This is a genomic window from Streptomyces sp. SudanB182_2057 (genome assembly GCF_964272715.1).
GTDB classification, from domain to species: domain Bacteria; phylum Actinomycetota; class Actinomycetes; order Streptomycetales; family Streptomycetaceae; genus Streptomyces; species Streptomyces rubradiris.
Map to the genome: position 1 here is coordinate 66,683 of NZ_OZ186799.1, position 21,160 is coordinate 87,842.

A 21,160-nucleotide genomic window follows, 5' to 3' on the forward strand; every position below is an offset into this window, starting at 1 on the left:
TTGAACGTTAGTAAGGTGTCGTCATGACTTCGCCAGCCACCTCCAGCGACCGTGAAAAGGTCGTGTCCAAGCTGCCGGAAGGACTCCGGCACACCTTGAAGATCAGAGCCGCCCAGTACGGCGTCGAGATGCAGGCCGCCGTCGAACAGGGCATCCGGGACTGGTGCAGCCTGGCCTCCGCCACCGCGGCCGTCGACACCTCGGGCGCCGAGTCCTTCTCCACTTTCCTTCCGCTCGGCCAGTGGGAGCAGTTCCGCGAGATCGCTGCGGACCGTCGTGTGTCGCTCATCCAGGGGCTGGCGCAGTCCGTGCAACTGTGGCTCGACGCCAACCCCGCACCTGACGTCAAACGCCCCGAGATCACCCGCCGCATCGTCGTCTGCAACCAGAAGGGCGGCGTCGGCAAGACGGCGATCACTGCCGGCCTGGGTGAAGCCCTCGCCGAGGACACCAACAAGCTGCATGCCGTGCGCGTCGCGAAGGCACTGTCCAAGGCTCTGCGTGCGAGTGAAGCCCACTCCAGCGAAGGACCGGCCCATGACGATCCGCTGGAAGTCGAGAACCTGCCCGGCCTCGGACTCCGCGTCCTCCTGGTCGACTTCGACCCGCAGTGCCACCTCACCAACCAACTCGGTGCGGCTCCCCTGCCCATGAACGGTGACAGCCTCACCAATCACATGGCGGGCGACCCCAAGGGAGACCTCCGCGACCTCATCGTCTCCATCGAGGACGAGACCTTCGGAGGACGGCTCCATCTCCTGCCCGCCTGCAACGACGCGTTCCTGCTCGACGTCCGCCTGTCCGCCGTACGAGCCAGAGAAGCAGCCCTGGAGCGCGCACTCGCCCCGCTCGAGGCCGACTACGACGTCATCCTCGTCGACTGCCCGCCCAGCCTCGGCCTGAGCATGGACGCCGCCGCCTACTACGGCCGCCGCCGCGACGGCGAGAAGCCCGGTCAGTCGGGTGCCCTCATCGTCGTCCAGGCCGAGGACAGCTCGGCCGACGCCTACGAGCTGCTCACCACGCAGATCGACGACCTGCGTAACGACCTCCAGGTCGACATCGAATACCTCGGCATCGTCGTCAACCTCTACGACTCCCGCCGCGGCTTCATCGCCACCTCCTCGCTCCAGGGGTGGGTCGACATAAAGGATCCACGGGTCGTCGGGCTGATCGGCGACCTCAAGGAACAGAAAGAAGCAGTCCGCATGAAGCGGCCCCTGCTGGCCTACGCACCCAAGTCACAGCAGGCCATCGGCATGCGCGCACTGGCCCGGGAGATCGCATGAGCAAGGCCGACCAGCTGGGAGCCGGCCGCTTCGGCGGGGGAGTACGTCCTGTCAGCGCGCGTCGCCAAGCTGTCGCCGCCGCCACCGGCGTGCCCACCGACGCCGTGCCCCCACCCACCGAACTCGCCCCCCACCGCATCAGCCTCAACCCCGACAACCCCCGCTCCAGCCTCGGTGACCTCACCGATCTCGCAGGCAGCCTCAAGACCCACGGCCAGAAACAGGCAATCACGGTCATGAACCGCGACGCCTACATCAAGGCCAACCCCGAGCGCGAAGCCGACCTCGAACCCGACACCACCCACGTGGTCATCGACGGCAGCAGCCGCCTCGCCGCCGCCCGTGAAGCACAGCTCCCCACCGTCAAGGTCATGGTCAGTGACGACCAGGGCACCAACTCCGAAGAACTCCTCGAATCCGCCCTCGTCGCCAACATCCACCGCCAGGACCTCGGCGAGCTGGACGAAGCCAGAGCCCTCCAGCGCCTCCTGGCCATCCACGGCAGCCAGACCGCGCTGGCCAAGCGTCTCCACCGGTCCCAGGGCTGGGTGTCACAACGCCTCGCACTCCTCAAACTCACGCCTGAACTACAGGCCAGGATCGGCGAAGAGCCCATCGACCTGCTCCGAGCGGTCGCCAGCAAGCCCCCCGCACAGCAGCAAGAAGCCCTCGACGGACTCAAGGCCGCACGGGCTCTCGAGGAAGAAGAGAAGCGCAGCCACGCGAAGGCACGCCGAAGCGATGCCCACCCGGTCACACACCGGGACGGCGCAAGCGAGGACAACGAGCCGGGCGGCCCCGCCGTGCCGATTCCTGCGGAACCGGCCGACAACTCCGCACAGAGCCGGCCTGTCTCCTATTACGGCGTAATAGGAGACAGCGAACCCAGCGCACCCTCCCCGGCAGCCCCTTCATCGGTGGCAACCGGCGGGGCTTCCCAGCACCAACCGGTGCCCGAGCAACGGGTGGATGCCTCACCTGCGGCTGACTCACAGAAGCGCGCCGAGCATCGCTCGCAGCCACGCAGAGTGCCGTACGACGAACCCGGCACCCTCGCCATGCTCCTGGACCGGAACATCGACAACGACGACACGTTCTTCGACCTCCTCCGGTTCCTGGGCTCGAAGGGGCTGCAACGCGATCCCGTCCGCCTCGGTGAACTGGCACGCTCCTTCGCTGAGGAAGCCGCCGTCCAGTCCGACTGAGGTGTTCGACACCAATAGAGAAGGGCCGCCTCAAGAGGCGGCCCTTCTCTATGCCCCCCAGGTAACGGCACAGAAGGCTCAGCCTTGTGCCGACGGGCGCCGGCCGGTGGAGGAGGCGCGGGCCTCGGGACGCTCCCGCGCCGCCTCAGCCGATGAACCGCACGTCCGGGTGGAGCGGCGAGGGGCCGTCCAGCAGCGGCTGGTGACGGCCGCGCAGATGCTGATCGAAGAAGGCGGTGAGGTAGGCCCGACGGCTCGCGGTGAACCGTGCGGGATCGACGGTGCCGGTCATCCGGGTCAGCAGCCCTTGAGGCAGCGTGATCCTCGCGGCGAGGCCGGGGAGGACCGTCTGGTAGTCGGTGAACGAGTTGTGCTCGGCCGCCTCCGTCCACAGATCGCGTTTCCAGCCGGTCGAGTTCCGCCACATCGATCGCCAGGACGGGGAGTACGCATGGGTGTGCGGCAGCCTGCCGGACGGCACCGCAAGCCACGCCCCCATGTGCAGGAACGGCCGGTCCAGCCCGGTGCGGGCGACCGGCAGCAGTTGTTCGGGGTCGGTCCAGTCGTAGCCGAGGGGACCGTCGAGGTTGGCACCGGCACGGATACGGCGGTCCACGCGCATCGCCTCGGCGGTCGTCATCCCGCCGAGCGAGTGCCCGAACATACCGGTACGCGTGAGGTTCAGGGCCTGCCCGAGCCCGCGCGGCAGCGGCCGCTTCCCGGCGTCGGGGTTGCCGCCGCGGGCGAGCACGGCGAGCTGGTCGAGGACGAACGGAATGTCGGCGACCCGGACCTCCAGTGCCGCCTTTGACCGGTCGACGCCTGTCTCGATGGTGTTGAGCCCGGGCGCGGGCTCGATGACGCGGCCGTCGGGGAACTCGACCGCGTGTGCCTCGTGGACGGGGTCGATGGTGATCACCGCATAGCCGTGGCTCGCCAACTCCTCCACGGCGGTGGTGTCCAGGGTGCGCTCGTTGTACATGCCCGGCGAGTACAGCACCACGGGCAGCCGCCCGGCCCTGGACGCCACGGGCACTCCGACACGCGCGTGGATGGCGAATCCGGCCCAGTCGACGGCGCCCTGGTCGACCTGGAGGATCTTTGCGGCGCCTGCCCCGAAGACCGTGGCCGCGCCCGCACGCATGTAGGACGCCGGGGGCCCGTCTTCCGCGGTGGTGTGATCGGCCGGGTACCAGATGCTCACCATGAGCTCCCGGAACTCAGCCGCGGCCTCGCCCGCCCACCAGGGGCCACGACGCGTCCGGTCCACCAGGTGCAGTTCGGTGACACCGATCGGACGGGGGCCGGTGGGGCGGGGGAGTTCGAGCCGTACGGACCCGGTGGAGGCCGTCAGCACGGCGGACGCGCGAGCGGCCAGGCCCAGAGTCGAGGTGGCACCCAGTACAGCCACGGCACCGGCGCGGGCCAGCAGCCGACGCCGTGTCACGGACACGGCCGAAGCTTCAAGGTGACTGGAGGCGCCGAAAACGTTCGTAAATCGCATGACGCGATCCTGGTCGCACCCCACGTCCGGATACATGGGGCCAGCCGGATAGTGTCCGACGCCCATCCGGCCTAGGAGGCCCTCCCTACCGTTGCCGTTGTGGGGCTGTATGCGAAACCGATCAACGAGGCGTACGTGAGGACGCCAAGGTGCGGCTCCGCCGAACAGCGGCGCCTGTGCCACGTCGATGTCCGTACGCACACGGTGTGCCAGGATGGGGCGCCGCCCCGGGACCGACGTGCCGACCTGACAACTATTACGGCGTAATAAGCGGCGACCGGCCAGGAAGGAAGCCCAGGAGAGGGCTACGGTCCGGACTGTCGTGGCCGAGCTGGGGCGCGGCCCGTCGACCATCAGACGCATCCGCTCGCCGGTGCGCCGGACTCCACGCAGCGAACGCGTGCCATATCTATTACGCCGTAATAGCCGACGCGCCTGGTCGCCGACCCCGACACCGGCATGCGCATCGACTGACCCTCTGCCGGCATTTCCGACGTCCAAACGCTCCGCGTCCGGTCGAAGCCACCAGGCTCAGCACGACCGCGGCGCGGCCGGGAGAACAGCAGGTACTTCACACCGCATACGGCGGCGTCAGCCGCACCCCTGCAACCGGCTGCCCGCTGGCCGGGGGACCACCGTCGGCCGGATCCTGCTGCCCCTGGTCACGGCGAGAACCATCCAACATCGGCTCCGCTGGCACCGTCCCGAACCCGGACGCCGACGCCCCGGGCCCGATCTCCGACGCCTTCGCGGAGCTGATCCGCACTGCGTGGCTCATCTACGCTGAGGGCGCTACCACCATCGGTTTCACGCCGAACGGCGGTGGCTCCGGGTAACCGACAGCCAGGAGCCCGGGCATCCGAACGCTTCGTTCTGTGACAGCGGATACCAGAAAAGCCCACTCACGGCCAGTTGGCCCGGTTACACGAGGTGGCTGAAGAGAGGCGCCGTAGCGGGATACTCGTTGGCGAAACGGCCAGCCGGTTGGGAGCCTTCAACCATGACGGCCCTGTTCCATGACGTGCCGAGCCATTCCTGGCTCGGTGCTCCGATCGATGCCCGCCCGCTGTTCGCCCCGGAGCAGGCCGCGCTGATGGCCACGCTGCGCGGCCTGGCGCCCGCCGACTGGGACAGGGAGGCGGTCCCGGGCTGGACGGTCCGGGATCTCGCCGCGCACGTCCTGGGCGACTTCTACGGGCGCCTCGCCCGGGACCGCGACGGCCACCACGACGGCCCCGGTCCCGCTCCGGGCGAGACGCTGGAGGCGTTCATCCACCGCGTCAACCAGGAATGGGTCGACGCCTGCCGCCGGGTGAGCCCGACGGCGCTCATCGACACCCTCGACCTGATCGGCGGGCAGGTGTCCCGCTTCTTCGAAGCCACCGACCCCGACGCGCCGTCGCTGGGGGTGTCCTGGGCCGGGATCGATCCGGCACCGATGTGGCTGGACAGCGCCCGCGACTTCACCGAGTTCTGGACCCACCGCCAGCAGATCCGCCACGCCGTCGGCCAAGGCACCGATCACGATCCGCGACACCTGTCCATCATCCTGGACACCTTCATGCGGGCCCTGCCCCACACCCTGCGCGAGGTCACCGCGTCGGCCGGTACGCAGGTCCAGGTGCGGATCGACGGCCCGGCCGGCGGCACCTGGACCGCGACGGCCACCCAGGACCACTGGTCACTCGACCAGCCTGACGCCGAACACCCCGCCGCGCTCGTCCGCCTGGACGCCGGACATTGCTGTGAAGTCAAGGAAGACGTCCTGGAGACCGCACCTCATTGACGTGACGTACATGAGGTGCGGTCTCCAGGACGTCATGTGGCACGGCGGAGCGGGATGACGACGTTCTCGCCCATGCGCTTCGGGTCGAGCCGGTAGTACCTGATGTGGCCGATCCTTTCGGTCTCCTCCAGCCAGCCGGCTTCGATGACTTGCTTGCGCGTGCGGGAGAAGACGGGTGCGGCCATACCGACCAGCTTCGCCAGGTTGGCGGCTGTCTCGAGTACGGCACCGGACCGATCGGTGGGGTGCAGGGCGTACAGCATGACGACAAGCCGCTGGTTGGCGGTCATGCCGACTGTCTTCTCAAGCAGTTCGAGGTTCTTCTGCTTGTCAACACTGCTGATCACTGGGCCTCCCACCGCGCAGGAATGTTTTCGTCAAACCCGGGGATGTCCGGCGGGTTGCACGTCTTCACAGCTTCACGCTGCTCAAGCCCCGTTCCGTGAAACGCGATGTAAGGGCTGATCCGGTAAAAGTTGTAGTTACCGACGCGCCCTCGGACGATCAGGATGCGGTGCTTCGCCAGCTTCCTGTTGATCTTGCCGACCGCGTCCGTGGACATACCCACGCGCTTGGCGATGTCCGCGCCGGTCGCTCGTAGCGGCTCCATGCCCTCCGGGGACACTCCGATCCACCACAGAACGAGGAACTTCTGGCTGGGCGTGAACGCCCTGGATTCGCTGATCGCCTCGACACGTGCCTTGTCGACCTGTGTGTGCCTGCCGGAGAAGGCGTACGGCGCATAGGGAATGGGCTCGCCTGTATCGGCGTCGACCAGCCTGCGTACTGCTCCCAACGAGCCCTCCGAGCAAGGGGTAACTACCGGTTCATGAAGGACGGCGGCGAGGCCGACCAGATGAACTTAACGTACATGATCAGGAAGGCAATCAACTCCGCCTGTCAGCCGTGTCGCCTGCCTTCCCACTCATCCCCTCCTCCCTCCCGTACGCACCTCTCCCCACCCTCACTCATGTACGTCACGTCAATCTGCCACGGTTGTAGGAACTGGGCACCCAGTTCCTACAACCGTGGTGGCAGTTCCCTCAACCGCTGTGGCAGTTCCCAAAATCGTGGTCCGCTGTTTCCCTGACCGGGTCCGGGTTCACAAGATCTGGGCACACGGTTCCCTTGATCGCCCTCTACTGTCCGAGGAACTGCCTGGCAGCTCCGGCGATCGTGGTAGGTGCATGTGTTTTCGCAGCTCAGAGGCCATCTGAGGGCTGCGCTCTCTCCTCTTACAAGCGACCCACCGTCTGGGCTCCCCAACCACACCCTTCGGTCGTGACGCTGCACTTTCAGCACCTAGTGGGACCCCTGGTGCCTGGCCTGGGCTCAGGCCAGGGACGACGAACCCAGCCGGACCACTTCCACCTCGTACGGTCCGCACCACGACGGAAGGGACTCGCTCCAGGAAGTGCCGCGACTGGCAAGGCCTGGGCCTCGCCAGCCAGCGCAGTCGTTGCAGCCCGAACCTGTACCTCCCTCCCACCTGTTCGACCCGCACCACCGAAAGTCCACCACCTCGATGCGGTGCGCCGACGGATCAGGCGCGCGTATGCCACAGCAACCGAGTCCCGGCCTCAACCACGCTTTCTGTCTTGAGGGCCCCTGCGGACCTTCTCGACGCCCACGGCGGACAACCACCCCGGCGGGGCACCGCAAGCCCGCCAGGGCTGAGGAGCCACCGACCCGGCGCGCCCACGTCCGGAGAGCCCGAAACGCCATGCGCCGGGGGAACCTGCCGCCAAGCTGCACAAGGGGGTTGCCGCTCCTGCCGCTCCGGCAATACGCCCGCACCACGGCCACAGAAATGAGGCGGTTCTCGCACCCAGGTTCAGGGTGCGAGAACCGCCTCGTTCCAAAAGACCGCAGACCTCACGACCGTGGGCGACCATCTGCCGGTACTAGCGGCCCTGCGGATCCGGTCGCGGGCCAGCAGGCTACGGGCGCTGCTTCACCCTGTCGACGATTCCACACGTGAGGAAGCCGGGGCTCGTTGTGGTCGATGTCGCCGACGCCGACGACCTAACCGCTCTCGCTTTCCAGTAGATGCTCGCTGGCCGGTGGGTGACGGTAACAGCGGAGCGCACCACGCGGGACCCTGGACAGCCCTGTGGCCTCCCGCTGTGTCGTAGCTGCCCAGCAGCGTGGTCCGTGGCCCGGTGAGTGAGCCGGTGAGGACTCCGATGACGGCCCCAGTCGTGATCCGCACCTTGTACTTCCGCCAGCGCGTCGACCGGTATGGCTCATCCGGCCCGGCCGCCCTGATGGACACGGGTGCCGCCTTCGCTGTCCTGGGGCCCGTGATGCTCACCCAGGTCGACGACGGCCCCGGGTTCCTGGTAGCCGACTCTCTGCTCCTCTTCGCCGGTCTTACTCCGTTGCCCTAAGGCGTGCCCGTGGACCTCGCCGGGCCCGCCAACGAGACGCTGCCCGCAGTTCTGGACGCCGCCCGGCAACTCCCCAAAGAACTGGCCTCCGCCCTGACGGCGACCGCCCGCGCCGCGTTCACCCAGAGCCTGCACGTGCACGCGCTCATCCTGATCCCCCTGCTCCTCACCCTCTCCGGTCTCACGCTCACGCTGCACCACTGCCAAGGGCAGGCCCGGAAGAACCAGACGTCCCCCGACGACCATGCCGCCGATCCCGCGCTGGCCGCCGACTGAACGTCCGCTCCTCTAGTGCTTTGGCCAGGAACGTTCGCCGGGTGGTTGAGCAACGTTGTGTTCGTTGACCGTGCTCGCGAATCATCGCGGGATGAGCGAGATCATCTTGATGTCGGATCCACGGGTAGCAGCTGTCCCCGTATATGAGTGCGGTGAGCGGCTGGTCGATGTCCGGAGGGGGCCGCTCCTCGTGGACTTGCGGAAACAGGACGACTCGGACGCCTTCTTCTACCTGCGAGAGGGCGTGCTGGAGCGTCTGCTCCAGGCACAGGCGCACTTGCCAGCCGGTCTGGGGCTGCTGGTGGTGGAGGGCTATCGTCCTCCGGCGTTGCAGCGGCGCTACTTTGAGGAATACGCGGCCAGATTGCGAGCCGAGCAGCCTGGCTGGACCGACGAGCAGATCCGGTCGGCGGCGAGCCGTTTCGTGTCGCCACCGGAGATCGCGCCGCACAGCGCGGGAGCGGCAGTGGATCTTACGCTCGTGGATGCGGACGGCCGTGAGCTGGATCTGGGTACATCTATGAACGCGACTCCTGAAGAGAGTGCCGGCGCCTGTTACACCGACGCTGATGGAATCAGCGCGCAGGCGCGCGCCTACCGGGAAATCCTGGGACACGTGTTGACGGCCGTGGGCCTGGTGAACTACCCGACGGAGTGGTGGCACTGGTCGTTCGGTGACCGCTACTGGGCGCTGGCCACTGGAGCGGCAAGCGCCTGTTACGGACCGAGCCCGCACGGCGTCCTTGAATGACGTCTCGGCTGAGTCGCGGTAGCCCGTCAGGCTGTCGCAGTGAGGGGGCGTCCGCCCCAGCGAATGCCCTTCTCGCTGCGGATGCGGGCGCGCTCCTTGCGCCGTGCGGCGAGCACGTCGGAGTGGCGGGCGTTGGCGTTGCGCCAGCGCAGATATGCGTACAGGGCCCGGGTCTGCGCGGGGTGGCTGCGATGATCTGAATTGGCCAGAGTGAACTGCCGCAAAGCTCCCAAGTGCGCCTCAACCCGGTTGGCCCAGGAGGCGTAGGTCGGGGTGAAGCAAAGCTCGACGCGGTTCTTCCTCGACCAGAGCCAGATGGTCTCGCCTTTGTGGGCGAAGAGGTTGTCCAGGATGGCGTAGATCGGGGCGCCGTCCGGGCGGGCCGTGCGGATCGACTTCAGCGCGGCGAGTGTGTTCGTGGCACCCTTCTTCCTGCGGGCGACGCCCCACAACCTGTCGTCGTCGAGCGAGTAGCAGCCGTAGAAGTACCGCAACCCCGTGGGTGCGGTGGTAGGTCGCAGGATGCCGTTCGGAGTGACCGGCAGGAGCCCAGCACGAGCCGGCGGTGGGCCGGATGCCAAGCGGCCCGAACTCGTCGAACGCGAACACGCGATCCGGGATCGCTCCAGTACGTGTTCGATGCGGTCGAGCTTGGCGTCACGCTCCGGGTCAGGTGACTCCTTCCATGTCTTGGTGCGCTGGAAGGTGATTCCGCGGCGGGTGAGTAGGCACCGTAACGCCTCGCGGCTGATCCGGATGACGCGACCGTGCACGCGGCACAGGTAGGCGGCGAGTTTGCGGATGGACCAGCGGGTGAAGGGCTGGCCCAGCTTGGTCGGGCGGGTGATGGCCGTCTGGACGACGAAGTCCTCGTCGTCAGTACTGAGAAGGCGGGGACGGCCTCCCGCCCACCGAGGGTCCAAACAGGCCAGGCCGATCTCGTTGAACCGATGGATGACGTCCCGGACTGTGTCTTCGTCGGCCTGCACCAGCTTCGCGATCACCGGCACCCGGTTCCCGCCAGCCGAGGCCAGCAGTCTGCTGGAGCTTCTGCCCTTCTTGGTCGGTCATCCTGCGCACCCGGACAGGCTCAGTCACCACACCCCCAGCGGTCGGATCGGACGTCACCGCACATCCAACCGCCACGACCATCAACCCGGCCAACCTATGGGGTCAGAGCACTAGTAACGGTGGTTGGGCCAGTGCGGGTCCGTCCAGCGAGCGGGGCCGGTGAGTCCTATCAGCCGGATGCGGTGCAGCAGGCTGTCGGACGCGTCCTGAGCCAGCAGCCGCGGCGGGGCGTGGCGGACGAGCCAGGACGCAAGCTCGCTGACCAGGGCGTCCGCGTTTCCCATTGTTCTCCAGGGGAGTTCGTCACCGAGAAGGTCGTACTCCCAGTGGGCTGCCGCTGTGGCCAGGTGCTGGTTGGCAACGCGATGGTCGGCTGTCTCCCAGACGCCGAGCCACGGGCTGAGCGTGGTGGATGCCTCGGCACACAGCGCGAGAACGTCGTGCACGGGGACAGCGGGAGATGGATCACTCAGAGTGTGAGCCCACCAGGCATGCAAAAACTCCCATACCGCCGCACTCTGGAGCGCGGGCCATCGCTGCCAGCTGCCCCGAGCGAATGAGCGTCCGACCTCCTCCATCCCGGAGAGCGGCTCCACGGCGCCGCTGACCAGAGCTCTGGAGAGTTCGGGAAGGATGCGGCGCAGCACCGCGCCGTGGTCACTCCAGTCGGGGGCACTCCAGGTGCGGTACAGAAGGTCCGGGCCGAGTTCCGCGTCCGGAACCTTCAGTAGCTTGAGCTCTTCCTCGCTGCCCCAGTGGCAGTCACACTGCGTTTCGTCTTCGCGGGCGGTCATTCCGCGGAACGTGGAGGCCAGGCAGTCCAGTGCTCTGTCAAGCCGGAGCCGTGCAGAAGTGTGGTCGCTGTTCATGGTCGTTGGCCAGCCCCAGGGGGACTCCGGGGGCTTCGCCGCCCGAAGATCGCGACACTACCGGTCACGGTCAGCATCGGCGCGGGCAAGGAGACCGGGGTCGGTGAGCCGCAGCGGAGCAGTTTGTTCAGGTCGTCGGCGTATGGGACAAGTTTCGGTGCTGGTCGGCGAGTCCTGACTTCTCCATGCCAGACAGCGTGAAGCGAACCACTTCTGATGCCCGCAGCCTCCTTGAGTATGCATGTCGGAGTTGTCACATAAAAGGCGCATGGTTTTGAAATGCAAGCAGTCTCGGCGTAATGCTCTCTGATTCGAAGGGAGTAGTGCTTTTCTGCGCCCTTATGTAAAGGTTCGTATGCCTGAAAATCGAGTGATCACTGTAGGTGTCGGCGATTGCGCTGTGTGTTTTCTTCCTGGATGGGTGCCGGTGCCGTGGGTTGCGTGGTGAGGATGTGAAGGCGCATCGATCGATGCGCCTTCGTTCCGCGTGAGCCCTCTGGGGTGCTCGTGTCGGGGCCCTGGGGGTTGCGCTGTTGCAGAGGGGGATGCACGTGAGACGTGCGCGTATGACGATGGCGGCGACGGTGGCGGGGGCCGCTTTGTCGTTGCTGGGGGCGGGTGTTGCCGCGGCGGGTACGGGCCCTGCTCCGGCGTCGGACACTTCTGCCACTCCTGCCGGTACGGCGGGTACGGAGGCGGGCAACCCCTCCAGCGCGGTGGCACAGGCGGCCGGGGTGTGCTCGGACGCCTACCAGATCGGCACGACCTCCTACATCTTCCGGGGCACGGACAAGATCGCTTCGGTGAAGCAGTTCTACTCGCCCGGCTGCAAGGAGAACTACGGCTACGTCTGGGTGTGGAACAGCTTCCTGGCACAGAACATCAACTTCGATCTGACGGTCGGGGTGTGGTCCTACGACCGTGAGTCGCTGGTGGGCACCCGGAACGTGATCGACACCCACGGCCAGGAGTTCTGGGGCAACCCGGCCAACACCGTGAGCGAGTGCTCCTCCGGCTACGGCCTGGTCAACATCCCTGGGGAGACCGCGCACGAGGCCCGCACCGACAAGCGCTGCGCCTGACCCGTCTCGCACCGCCGCCGGTGCGGCGAGCGCACGCCGCCGTGTCCGGCTGATTCCCCGACGCAGGGCGGGGTGGCACCCCTTGCCCGGGTGCCACCCCTGATCGGACCTGCGTCCATCCGCTGTCTCAAGCATTGGAGAGATCCTCGTGCATGTTCGCATGCCCGCGTTAGCCCGGCGTAGACGATGGCTGCCACTGTCGATCGTGGCGGCCGCGACCGCGACCGCGACGATCACGGCGACCCTTCCGGCCGCCGCCCAGCCGCACACCCAGTCCCTGGTCTCCGGCGTCACCAAGGTCACCCGGACACCGTTAGGGGTGACCAAACCGCCGACCAGCACGCCGGTGAAAGAGGCCGACAAGCGCGGCCCGTTACTCAAGGCGGCCGCAGCCGGCACCGGTGTCGTGCCCATCGGGGTGGGGCAGGTGCCGTGGTCGGAGTTCTACACCGCACAGATGTCCGACAGCGTCAGCGCTCAGGTCAACTACGGCAACGGCAACCTGTTGGTCACCGTCAAGGGATTCGACATCGCCGACGCCGGCCCCGGCTTGTCGTGGGGCAACACCTTCAACAGCCTGAACCAGATGGGCTGGAACACCACGACCGGCGCCGACTACCGCGTTGTCGAGGCCGAACCGGACGCGGTCGTCGTGGAGGGCCCGACCGGCACCATGGCCGTCTTCACCCGCGACGGATCAGGGTTCACCCCGGCCAAGGGCTACAAGCAGGACCTGAGCGAGGCCGACGACAAGAAGTCCTTCACCCTCACCAGCCGCCGCACCGGTGAGAAAACCACGTTCACCCGCTCCGGCACCACCGGCGACGCCCGAGTGTCGAAGGTGGAGGACAAGAACGGCAACGCCACCACCATCACCTACTCCGGCGACTTCCCCGCCAAGATCACCGCCGCGTCGGGCCGGTACCTGACGTTCACCAATGACGGCAGCCACATCACCAAGGTCACCGACCACACTGGCCGTTCGGTCAGCTACACCTACACCGGCGACCTGATCAGGGCGTTCACCGACACCGACAACAAGACCACCGTCTTCGCCTACGACACTTCCAGCCGGCTGACGAAGATCACCACCCCGGAGGGGCGGCAGACCACCTTCACCTGGGACAGCACCAAGGTCGCCTCCATGACCCGCGTGGTGGACAACGCCACCGGTGCTGGCAACACCACCGCCTTCCGCTGGCTGCTGGGCCAGGACCAGACCACCACCGAAGGCACCGTCCGCATCACCGACCCGCGCGGCAAGAACACCTTCAAGACCGTCGACGGCTACTGGCGCACCAAAAAGACCGAGGACCCCCTCGGCCACACCCGTTCGAAGTCGTGGGGGCCGGACAACGACGTCGTCACCGCCACCGATGCCATGGGCACCACCCCGGAAGAAGGCAACGCCACCAAGTTCGAGTACGACTCCGCCTTCAACCCCAAGAGCGTCACCATCCCCACCGGCGCACAGGCGACCGCCACGTGGGTGAAGAAGGGCAGCGGCTACTTCCCCCAGACGCTCTCCTCCGCCTCCGCGCAGGAGACCAGCAACGGCTACGACGACTCCGGCAACCTGCTCACCTCCACCGACTCCACCTCCGGCGGTACCGCCGCGAAGTGGAGCTACACCTACAACCCCAAGACGGGCACGATGGACTGCGGCGGCCTGCCCGGCCAGCGCTGCACCGCCACCGACCCGCGGGAGAAGAAGACCAGCTACACCTACGACTCCCAGGGCAACCTGACCAAGGTCACCCCGCCCAGCCCGCTCAAGCCCCTCACCTACACCTACGACGACCTCGGGCGGCAGAAGACCGTCACCGACGGCCGTGGCATCACCACCACCTACACCTACGACACCCGCGACCGCGTCAAGACCCAGACCGCCGGCAACGCCACCGCGACCTTCACCTACGACGCCGACGGCAACCTCACATCCCGCACCACCCCCGCGGGCACGTCGACGTTCACCTACGACGAGCAGAACCGCGAACGCACCCGCACTCTGCCCGGCACCGGCACCACGCGGATCACCTACGACCCCTCCGGCAACGTCGGCAGCGCCACCGACGCCGCGGGAACCGTCACCTACGGCTACGACGACGCGAACGAACTCACCTCCGTCACCGAACCCGGCGGCGCCAAGACGACGTTCGAGTACGACAAGAACGGCAAGCGGACCAAGACGACCTTCCCCGGCGGTACCACCCAGACCGTCGCCCCGGACGACTCCGGCCGCCCCACCAAGGTCGAAGTGAAGTCCGGCGGCTCGACCACGCTGTCGTCGATCTCCTACGACTACTCGCTGTCGGGCAAGGACACGGACAAGATCCGTCAGCGCACCACCGACGGCGCCACCACCACCTACACCTACGACACCCTCGGCCGCCTCACCAAGGCCGTCGAAACCAAGTCCGGCTCCACCACGGCCGGCTGGGCCTACTGCTACGACAAGGCCGGCAACCGCACCGGCCGCTCCTCGGGCACCAGCCTCCCCGCCTGTGACAAGCCCCAGCACACCTCCACCTACAACGACGCCGGAGAACTCACCGCCTACGACACGGCGACCGGCTTCACCTACGACGGCGCCGGCAACGAAACCAGCGCCGCCAGCCCCACCGGCACCCGCACCGACGAGAACTGGACCCCGTACACCCAGCTCGCCGCCTACACCCAGTCCGGCACGACCAACAGCCACACCTACGCCGGCATCGACAACACCCAGCGCCTCACCCGTGACAGCACCACCTTCACCAACGCCGCCGTCGGCATCACCGGACAGACTGCCTCCGGCACCGCGACCGGTTTCGTCCGCGAACCCTCGGGCACCCTGGTGGCCATGAGGAGCGGGGGCGGCAGCCAGTACTACCTCACCGACGTCCAGAACTCGGTCATCGGCCTGGTCGACACCTCGGGCAAGCGCACCGCGACGTACACCTACGGCCCCTACGGCGAGCCGCGCACCAACTCCGGCACCCAGCAGCCCTTCCGCTACACCAGCGCCTACCTCGACCCGACGGGCGTGTACAAGATGGGCGCCCGCTACTACGACCCCAACCTCGGCCGCTTCATCCAGCCCGACCCCAGCGGCCAAGAACAGAACCCCTACCTCTATGCGGCGGGCGATCCCGTGAATGGCACAGACCCCACGGGGCTGTCTGCCTGGGACGTGCTTGGCACAGCAGGAGATGTGATTCAAGCAGGTGCCCACCTCTTCCAGGGAGACACCCAGGGTCTGTGGGGGGACGTAGCTGGATTCGTAGCAGGCGCAGCAGTCGGGTCCTTGTGCGAGTCGGTCATGCTCGGTGGGGCGCCAGTAACTGGTGGCGCCTCAGCTATCGGAGGACAAGCAGTGTGCTTCGCCGGCGCGTGGGGAGCGAGTCAGGCTGCTTCGAACCTCGTATCGGGTTAAGACAGCCGGGTACACGAAAAGCAGTGTCCTGACGCCAGATAGGAGCAACTGTGCCTCTTGGTTGGACCAGTGAACAGAAGGCCGGCATCAGACGATGGTGGCAAATCGGCACGATCTTCACAATGATCGGCGTGCTACTGGGCGTCATTCTCATCGTCAACGGGAACGCTGGCGGTTGGGGACTGCTCGTGCTACTCCTCGCGGTATGGGGAGCTGCCACCTACTGGTTACGCACAGCACGACGAAGCCAGCCATAAAGCGAGCTGAGAAGCAGGGTCAGATCTGAGACCGGCCCTGCTTCTCGCTCATTACTGTGGCATCAACGTCGCGGTGGAGTGCCGTATCCGTGACAGGGCGCGGGCGTCGCGGCGCGCGGCCGCGGCGCCGGGCCGGCGACCCGGAGTCATCTCGCGCGGTCCCACGCCCACCCGAGCCGGCCGACACCGAGCGCGGCCTCCTGGACGACGGAGCCGACCCGGCATGGCGCGGCTGGCCACCATGCTCGGGCAGCTGATCGAGGAGATCGACCAGTGGCCAGGAGGAGAACGCCTACCTGTACGCCAAGGGCGACCCAATCGACCGGTCGGATCCGACAGGTAACTTTCCCTGGGCGACCTCGACGAGTTCGTCGGATGGGCCGAGAACGCCAAGGAATTCTGGAGCATTGGACAGGACCTGTTCTCAGGCAACGTCAACAGCAACTGCCCGCTCGTCTGCCAGCCTCGCTGCAGGGTACGTGGTAGGTGCCGTCTGTGAAGCGGCCACCGGACCAGAGGGCGGGTTCATGTCGACAGCAGGATGCTTCGCCGCAGGCTATCTCACGAGTAAAAGCGTCGAATCCTGGCTTTCCTGTTGATTGCAGCGTTCCTCGCTGTCTACCTGCTGATCGGCATCGTGATGACCGTGTCTGGCTCATCGGTCAGGCAAGCATGGTTGGCACCGCTTCCTGTTCTCCCCCTGGTCGGTGCCGGTATTGGTGTAACCCGAGCTCGCCGCCGGTGATGCGCTCCGTTCCGGTGAAAGCGAGGATCCCTTCGAGGATCTGAGGAGACTGGCTCAACACGCAGGGCGTCCCGCACAGTCACACGCGGAACGCCCTGCCGCCCGGCTCATACTGAGGCGCCGTCCCGGCGAAGAGTCGAGACCGTTCGATCAGCCCTCCGGCCGCAGCCTTGACGAGCGGCCTCAAGCAGCTGGTCGTAGTCAGGCGCGAACAATTCGGGAAGCGCCTTGTCGAGCGTTCGTGCCTCGTCGCTCGTGAGCTTGATCGTCACCTGGCTGTCACCCATGCACGCCCCCACGGCTCGGCCCCGACCTCGACCAGACGAACCTACTGACCTCCGACCTTGACCAAACGCCGGACCTGATACGAAGTCAGTTCTCAGGGCATAGACAGCCGCCGGGCCGCGGGGTGAGTGCGTCACGCCGGCCCCGGCCGTGTGGGGTGTGGGACGCGCGGGGCCGCCGCACCACGTGGGTGGTGCGGCGGCCCTTTGACGGCCGTGGTCCCGATGGGTCAATTCCTCGGGCCCCGTTCTTCCGGGGTCCGCTCGGACGCCTCTTCATGGACGGGCGTCCCGGACGGTCTCAGCGCGTTCCCCGCATATGGCCGAACCATGACGGATCGTCCATCGCGCCCTCGTCCTCGTGCCACTGCGGAGGTGCCGATACGACGAAGCTCCGCAGGCCGTCGCCCAGCACGAACAGACGCCCGGGCTTGACCTCCACCCCGTAGTCCAGGCCGGCCTTCTCGCATTCCCCGTCGTCGGCCCGGCGGATGACCAGACCGTCGTAATGGGGACGGAGGAGCATGAGGTCGACGTTGGCGAAGTGGATGTCGATCCGGGTCTCCGGCGGCATGTCCCGGCTACTGCGCAGGAGCAGCCTGCGGTGACCGACGGAGTACTGCCAGACCCTGAAGTACCTGTCCGATCGGAACATCTCGGCGCCGGTGGACTCGGAGGTCAGCTCATCCATAGCCCCTCGATCTCCTTGGCCAGTGCTTCCCAGTGCTCGCCGATTCCGAGCACCATGGTCCCCGTCGGGCACCCGTTGGTGTTGTGCACCAGGACCGGTGTCGCTCCGGCCAGCACATAGTAGGTGTGGAGGTTGTAGGCGGAGAGGAGCTGGCGGAAGCGGCGGCCGCGCAGCACGGTGACGGTCGCGCCACTGCTGGTCCGCAGCGTTTGCCCCGGGCGGAGGTCGCCTCCGTCTATCCACCGGCGGGCGCTGGGTGACCAGAAGGGTTGTGCTGCGTGGAGGTGATTCTGACGTCTTCAAACGGCGCAGGCAGGGGAAGGGGAGCCTGCAACTCGCCCACCCTGCCCGGAGTCGCCGAGGCTCGCGGTCGGGGGCGCTCCCGGAGACTCCGCAAGATGGAGGCGCCGCTCGGGAGCGGGCGGCAGAGCGTAGCCATCCGCTCCCACAAGTTGTGAGGAACAAGATCAGCACGCACTCCGGACACCCTGCCTACCTGAATCATTGAGTACGAGATCCGCAGCCCAAGAGTGGATTCGCGCCACCGCCCTGTGCTGCTGCGATCGACTCGTCCGCCTCACCGCAAACGAAACATTCAGTCCTGGTGCGACGCGGATCAGCCAACGGTCGGTGGTGCGAGCCGGGACAGGTAGGGAGTAAAGGTGGAGAAGACGCCGTCACCCGTGCTGGAGACCGCGTACAGCGAGCCGTCACCGTCGTCGGCCAGTTGGCTGACGTCGGTGCCCTTGGTGAGCCTGGTGTCCTGCTCCCATGCCGTGCCGTTCCAGCGGAGCAGCTTCGGATAGGTGCCGAAGCTGTCGACACCGGCGTAGATCTGACCGCCGTGGGAGCCGAACGACACCGCGGTGCCGGACTCGCCGGAGACGTCGTGGCGCGTCCAGGAGCTTCCGTTCCAGTGGCTCACCCGCGTACCGGAGGAAACCCACACGTCGTCAGGGCCGTCGCTGATTACCTCGTACAGGACGTACATGCTTTCCGGGGTTTCGGGCACGGGGACCTGACGCCAACTGATGCCGTCGTAGTGCATGGCGAGCGGCTGGTAGTCGCGCTCGGTGTTGGTGACGTTCCTGTCGCGGTACCCGACGGCCCAGATGTCGTTCTCGGACCGTACGTCAATCGCCTCGAAACCGCCCCCGAAGTCGAACTTGGTGGTCTTCCAGCTCTGACCGTCCCAGTGGTTGACGGCGGGATAGTACGCTTCCGGGGCGCCGTCGATGCTGACGCTGCCCGCGGTCCACACGCTGTTCCTGGTCACGGCCTCGGCGTCGGCTATCGCATTACTCTTGGGGTTGGGGCTGAGGTTCGCCGACCAAGTGCTGCCGTTGTAGTGGTGAATCCGGTCGCTGCCGGTCGACGCCCACCTGGTACCGAAGACCCACAGGTCGTCGATGGCGGTGCCGGCCATGATGTCGGGCGCGGCCTCGGCGGGCGGGGTCAGCTGCTTGTACGTGGTGCCGGTCTTCTGCCACAGCCGCACCGTGGGCGTGCACTCATCGAAGCAGATGCCTTCGGTCCGTGCGAACAGGTTCTGGCTGTCGACGGGAAGCACCGAGGTCTTCTGCTGTGTGGCGACGGGCACGGTCAACGACTCCCAGCTGGTCGCGGCACTCGCAGGCGACGCGACCAGACCGGTGCCGACGGCTGCGGCCGCAGCCGTGGCAAGGACCGCGGCGACGCGGTGGCCGGAGGAGATCCTCTTGGTCATTGTGCTCCCGTTGTCGTTTTCGAGGGGGTCGATATCGATCCTGGGGCTGGCTCTATCAGGGGCCTACGCCGTCGATATACCGCCCGCCGTCCTCGGACACGGGCACGTCAAGAGCGAGGCAACCGAGGCGAGAGGGGCCGCGGCTCGTACGGCGGTGGGCTTCGGCGACGGCGACCGCGCCGCCGTGCTCACAGCAGGAAGTCCTCCACGCGCACGCCGAGTCCCTGTGTCCGGGCAGCGGTGAGGACGGCGTCTGCCAGGGCGATGTCCAGGACACCGAGGCCGAAGGGGGCGTAGACGACCGTACGGCCGGGCTCAGGGGTGAAAGCCTCGGCCTTGCCCTCGTCCAGCAGCAGCCGGCCGATCGTCGGGTCGATGAACCCGCGGTGGCCGACGGCTTGTGCGGCGAGGTCGAGCGAGGTCCGTTCACGCAGCGCGTGATCGACGTCGTCGACGATGTTGTGGGCGTCGAGGAGCGACTCGGGAAGCAGATCGCGCAGCGAGATGTGCAGGACGACCGTGCCCGGTACCGCTGCCTTGAGGTCGAGGTGCGGCTCGATGGCGGACGTGGCGATGGAGACCAGGCCATGGGCGGCGAGAGCTTGGTCCGCGCTGTCGAGCGCGACCACCTCTGCCGCGGGCAGCAGCGTCCTGGCCCGTGCGCCGAACTCGGCGGCCCGGTCGGCCGAACTGTCGTACAGGGAGACCGTCTTGAGGCCCGGTAGCGCTGCCCGGACGTGGCGAAGAATCTCCAGGTTGATCACACCGCAGCCGATCAGCGCGAGCCCGTCCGGGCGGCGACCGCGCGTGAGTAACTCGGCGGCGAGCGCGGCACTGGCGGCGGTGCGCTTGGCTGAGATCAGGGAGCCCTCGATCAGAGCCTCGGGGCGCCCGGTCTCCAGGGAGTTGAGGATGATTGCCGCGCTGGCCCGCTCGATTCCCCGCTCGATGTTGGCAGGGAACGACGCGATCCACTTCATCCCCGCGGCCGGCTTCGGCCCGCCCCGGTAGGCCGGCAGACCGATGATGCGGTCTCGTGGCTGTCCGGGAAAGCGCAGGAAAGTGGAGTGCGGGACGGCGGTGTCGCCCTGGGCATGAATGCGGTAGGCGTCGGCGACGGCCTTGATGTTGTCGAGTTCTCGACCTTCGAGGATCTGTGCCACGTCGGAATGCCGCAGGATGAGCATGACTGGATTCAGTCCCTTCTAGACGCTCGTCGGAGCGGTTGTCGGGAAGCGCTTCGACCTGGTGGTGCACGGGTTCGGTCTCATTACCGCCCGCTTCCCTGAGGTGCGGTTCTTCGGCGATCGGTGGGAACACGAAGTCGTGGATGGCTGGATACGTACTTCGTCCGCGCACACCAAGGGTGGCCGGGATACCTATCAGGCGTCTATTCGGCTCCGTGCGGGCCGAGCGGGAGGTCCGGCCGTTCCTGATCCGACAGAGAGGAGTTCGACCGCAGAGGCTCTGCGGTGTCGCCCAAGTGGTGCGTCACACGACAAACCGAATCGGGTAAAAAATATGCCAAGATAACATAAGGTTTGTCGCGAACCCGACATGAGCGATCGGTCGTGGTTGACACCCGCACATCTGTTGACTACGTTTTGTGCAGGCTGAAATCAGGGGGGGTAAGGGTGGTTTTAGGACAACGTCCGGGTGGCAGCCTCCCGGCTCTGCGACTTTCATCTTCCACAGGGGCCTCTCGCCGTTCGGTGAAACTCAACGGTCGGTCGAAATGTCAGATCGCCGTGCTGCCGGATCCGTTGCACGCGGCGACCACCGTCCGAGGTGGTGGAGCCGGCAGATCGAGGGCTGCGCA

General features: G+C 66.9%; 18 protein-coding genes. 9 read left to right on the forward strand and 9 right to left on the reverse strand.

Features of this window, described 5'->3' with window-relative positions:
- Nucleotides 1-23 precede the first annotated feature (23 nt).
- Complete coding sequence (locus ACSURM_RS38575) at nucleotides 24-1,289, forward strand: AAA family ATPase (RefSeq protein ID WP_436961346.1); 1,266 nt, start codon at nucleotides 24-26, stop codon at nucleotides 1,287-1,289.
- Nucleotides 1,286-2,494 carry a ParB/RepB/Spo0J family partition protein gene (locus ACSURM_RS38580; protein ID WP_436961347.1) on the forward strand — a complete coding sequence of 403 codons (1,209 nt, stop codon included), beginning with the start codon at nucleotides 1,286-1,288 and terminating at the stop codon, nucleotides 2,492-2,494. The genes ACSURM_RS38575 and ACSURM_RS38580 overlap by 4 nt, the downstream gene beginning before the upstream one ends.
- 145 nt (nucleotides 2,495-2,639) lie before the next feature.
- On the opposite strand, the gene ACSURM_RS38585 is transcribed toward ACSURM_RS38580, so the two are convergent.
- Nucleotides 2,640-3,947 (reverse strand): alpha/beta hydrolase family protein, encoded by a 1,308-nt coding sequence (locus tag ACSURM_RS38585; protein WP_436961348.1) that lies wholly within the window; start codon nucleotides 3,945-3,947, stop codon nucleotides 2,640-2,642.
- Nucleotides 3,948-4,998: 1,051 nt separating this feature from the next.
- Between ACSURM_RS38585 and ACSURM_RS38590 the strand changes: the two genes are divergently transcribed.
- Complete coding sequence (locus ACSURM_RS38590) at nucleotides 4,999-5,784, forward strand: maleylpyruvate isomerase family mycothiol-dependent enzyme (RefSeq protein WP_436961349.1); 786 nt, start codon at nucleotides 4,999-5,001, stop codon at nucleotides 5,782-5,784.
- Between the two features lie 32 nt (nucleotides 5,785-5,816).
- Here ACSURM_RS38590 and ACSURM_RS38595 read toward each other — a convergent pair whose 3' ends face one another.
- Entirely contained in the window at nucleotides 5,817-6,128 is a 312-nt protein-coding gene (locus ACSURM_RS38595; RefSeq protein WP_436961401.1) for a replication initiation protein, RepL2, read from the reverse strand.
- Nucleotides 6,128-6,580 carry a MarR family transcriptional regulator gene (locus ACSURM_RS38600; RefSeq protein ID WP_436961350.1) on the reverse strand — a complete coding sequence of 151 codons (453 nt, stop codon included), beginning with the start codon at nucleotides 6,578-6,580 and terminating at the stop codon, nucleotides 6,128-6,130. Before ACSURM_RS38600 ends, ACSURM_RS38595 begins: the two co-directional genes overlap by 1 nt.
- A gap of 1,202 nt (nucleotides 6,581-7,782) precedes the next feature.
- On the opposite strand from ACSURM_RS38600, the gene ACSURM_RS38605 reads away from it, so the two are divergent.
- The 4 genes from ACSURM_RS38605 (at nucleotide 7,783) to ACSURM_RS38620 (ending at nucleotide 9,201) form a co-directional block, all read left to right on the forward strand.
- Nucleotides 7,783-7,833 (forward strand): hypothetical protein, encoded by a 51-nt coding sequence (locus ACSURM_RS38605; RefSeq protein WP_436961402.1) that lies wholly within the window; start codon nucleotides 7,783-7,785, stop codon nucleotides 7,831-7,833.
- A 137-nt stretch (nucleotides 7,834-7,970) separates the two neighbouring features.
- Entirely contained in the window at nucleotides 7,971-8,174 is a 204-nt protein-coding gene (locus ACSURM_RS38610; protein WP_436961351.1) for a hypothetical protein, read from the forward strand.
- Nucleotides 8,175-8,183: 9 nt separating this feature from the next.
- Nucleotides 8,184-8,450, forward strand: a complete 267-nt coding sequence (locus ACSURM_RS38615; RefSeq protein ID WP_436961352.1) for a hypothetical protein — start codon at nucleotides 8,184-8,186, stop codon at nucleotides 8,448-8,450.
- A 91-nt stretch (nucleotides 8,451-8,541) separates the two neighbouring features.
- Nucleotides 8,542-9,201 (forward strand): M15 family metallopeptidase, encoded by a 660-nt coding sequence (locus tag ACSURM_RS38620; protein ID WP_436961353.1) that lies wholly within the window; start codon nucleotides 8,542-8,544, stop codon nucleotides 9,199-9,201.
- Between the two features lie 26 nt (nucleotides 9,202-9,227).
- Here the strand turns inward: ACSURM_RS38620 and ACSURM_RS38625 are convergent, their stop codons facing one another.
- Nucleotides 9,228-10,205 carry an IS630 family transposase gene (locus tag ACSURM_RS38625; protein WP_436961354.1) on the reverse strand — a complete coding sequence of 326 codons (978 nt, stop codon included), beginning with the start codon at nucleotides 10,203-10,205 and terminating at the stop codon, nucleotides 9,228-9,230.
- A 177-nt stretch (nucleotides 10,206-10,382) separates the two neighbouring features.
- Entirely contained in the window at nucleotides 10,383-10,718 is a 336-nt protein-coding gene (locus ACSURM_RS38630; protein ID WP_436961355.1) for a hypothetical protein, read from the reverse strand.
- A 974-nt stretch (nucleotides 10,719-11,692) separates the two neighbouring features.
- Here ACSURM_RS38630 and ACSURM_RS38635 point away from each other — a divergent pair.
- A complete protein-coding gene (locus tag ACSURM_RS38635; RefSeq protein WP_436961356.1) occupies nucleotides 11,693-12,223 on the forward strand; it encodes a hypothetical protein in 531 nt (176 codons plus the stop codon).
- Nucleotides 12,224-12,383: 160 nt separating this feature from the next.
- A complete protein-coding gene (locus ACSURM_RS38640) occupies nucleotides 12,384-15,638 on the forward strand; it encodes an RHS repeat-associated core domain-containing protein (protein ID WP_436961357.1) in 3,255 nt (1,084 codons plus the stop codon).
- Nucleotides 15,639-17,225: 1,587 nt separating this feature from the next.
- Here ACSURM_RS38640 and ACSURM_RS38645 read toward each other — a convergent pair.
- The 4 genes from ACSURM_RS38645 to sbnB all read right to left on the reverse strand — a co-directional run bounded on the left by ACSURM_RS38645 (nucleotide 17,226) and on the right by sbnB (nucleotide 20,528).
- Nucleotides 17,226-17,615: a hypothetical protein gene (locus ACSURM_RS38645; RefSeq protein WP_436961358.1), complete on the reverse strand. Its 390-nt coding sequence runs from the start codon at nucleotides 17,613-17,615 to the stop codon at nucleotides 17,226-17,228.
- Complete coding sequence (locus ACSURM_RS38650; RefSeq protein WP_436961359.1) at nucleotides 17,603-17,791, reverse strand: hypothetical protein; 189 nt, start codon at nucleotides 17,789-17,791, stop codon at nucleotides 17,603-17,605. Before ACSURM_RS38650 ends, ACSURM_RS38645 begins: the two co-directional genes overlap by 13 nt.
- 440 nt (nucleotides 17,792-18,231) lie before the next feature.
- Nucleotides 18,232-19,341 (reverse strand): hypothetical protein, encoded by a 1,110-nt coding sequence (locus ACSURM_RS38655; protein ID WP_436961360.1) that lies wholly within the window; start codon nucleotides 19,339-19,341, stop codon nucleotides 18,232-18,234.
- 188 nt (nucleotides 19,342-19,529) lie between these two features.
- A complete protein-coding gene (gene sbnB / locus ACSURM_RS38660; RefSeq protein WP_436961361.1) occupies nucleotides 19,530-20,528 on the reverse strand; it encodes a 2,3-diaminopropionate biosynthesis protein SbnB in 999 nt (332 codons plus the stop codon).
- Nucleotides 20,529-21,160: the final 632 nt, after the last annotated feature.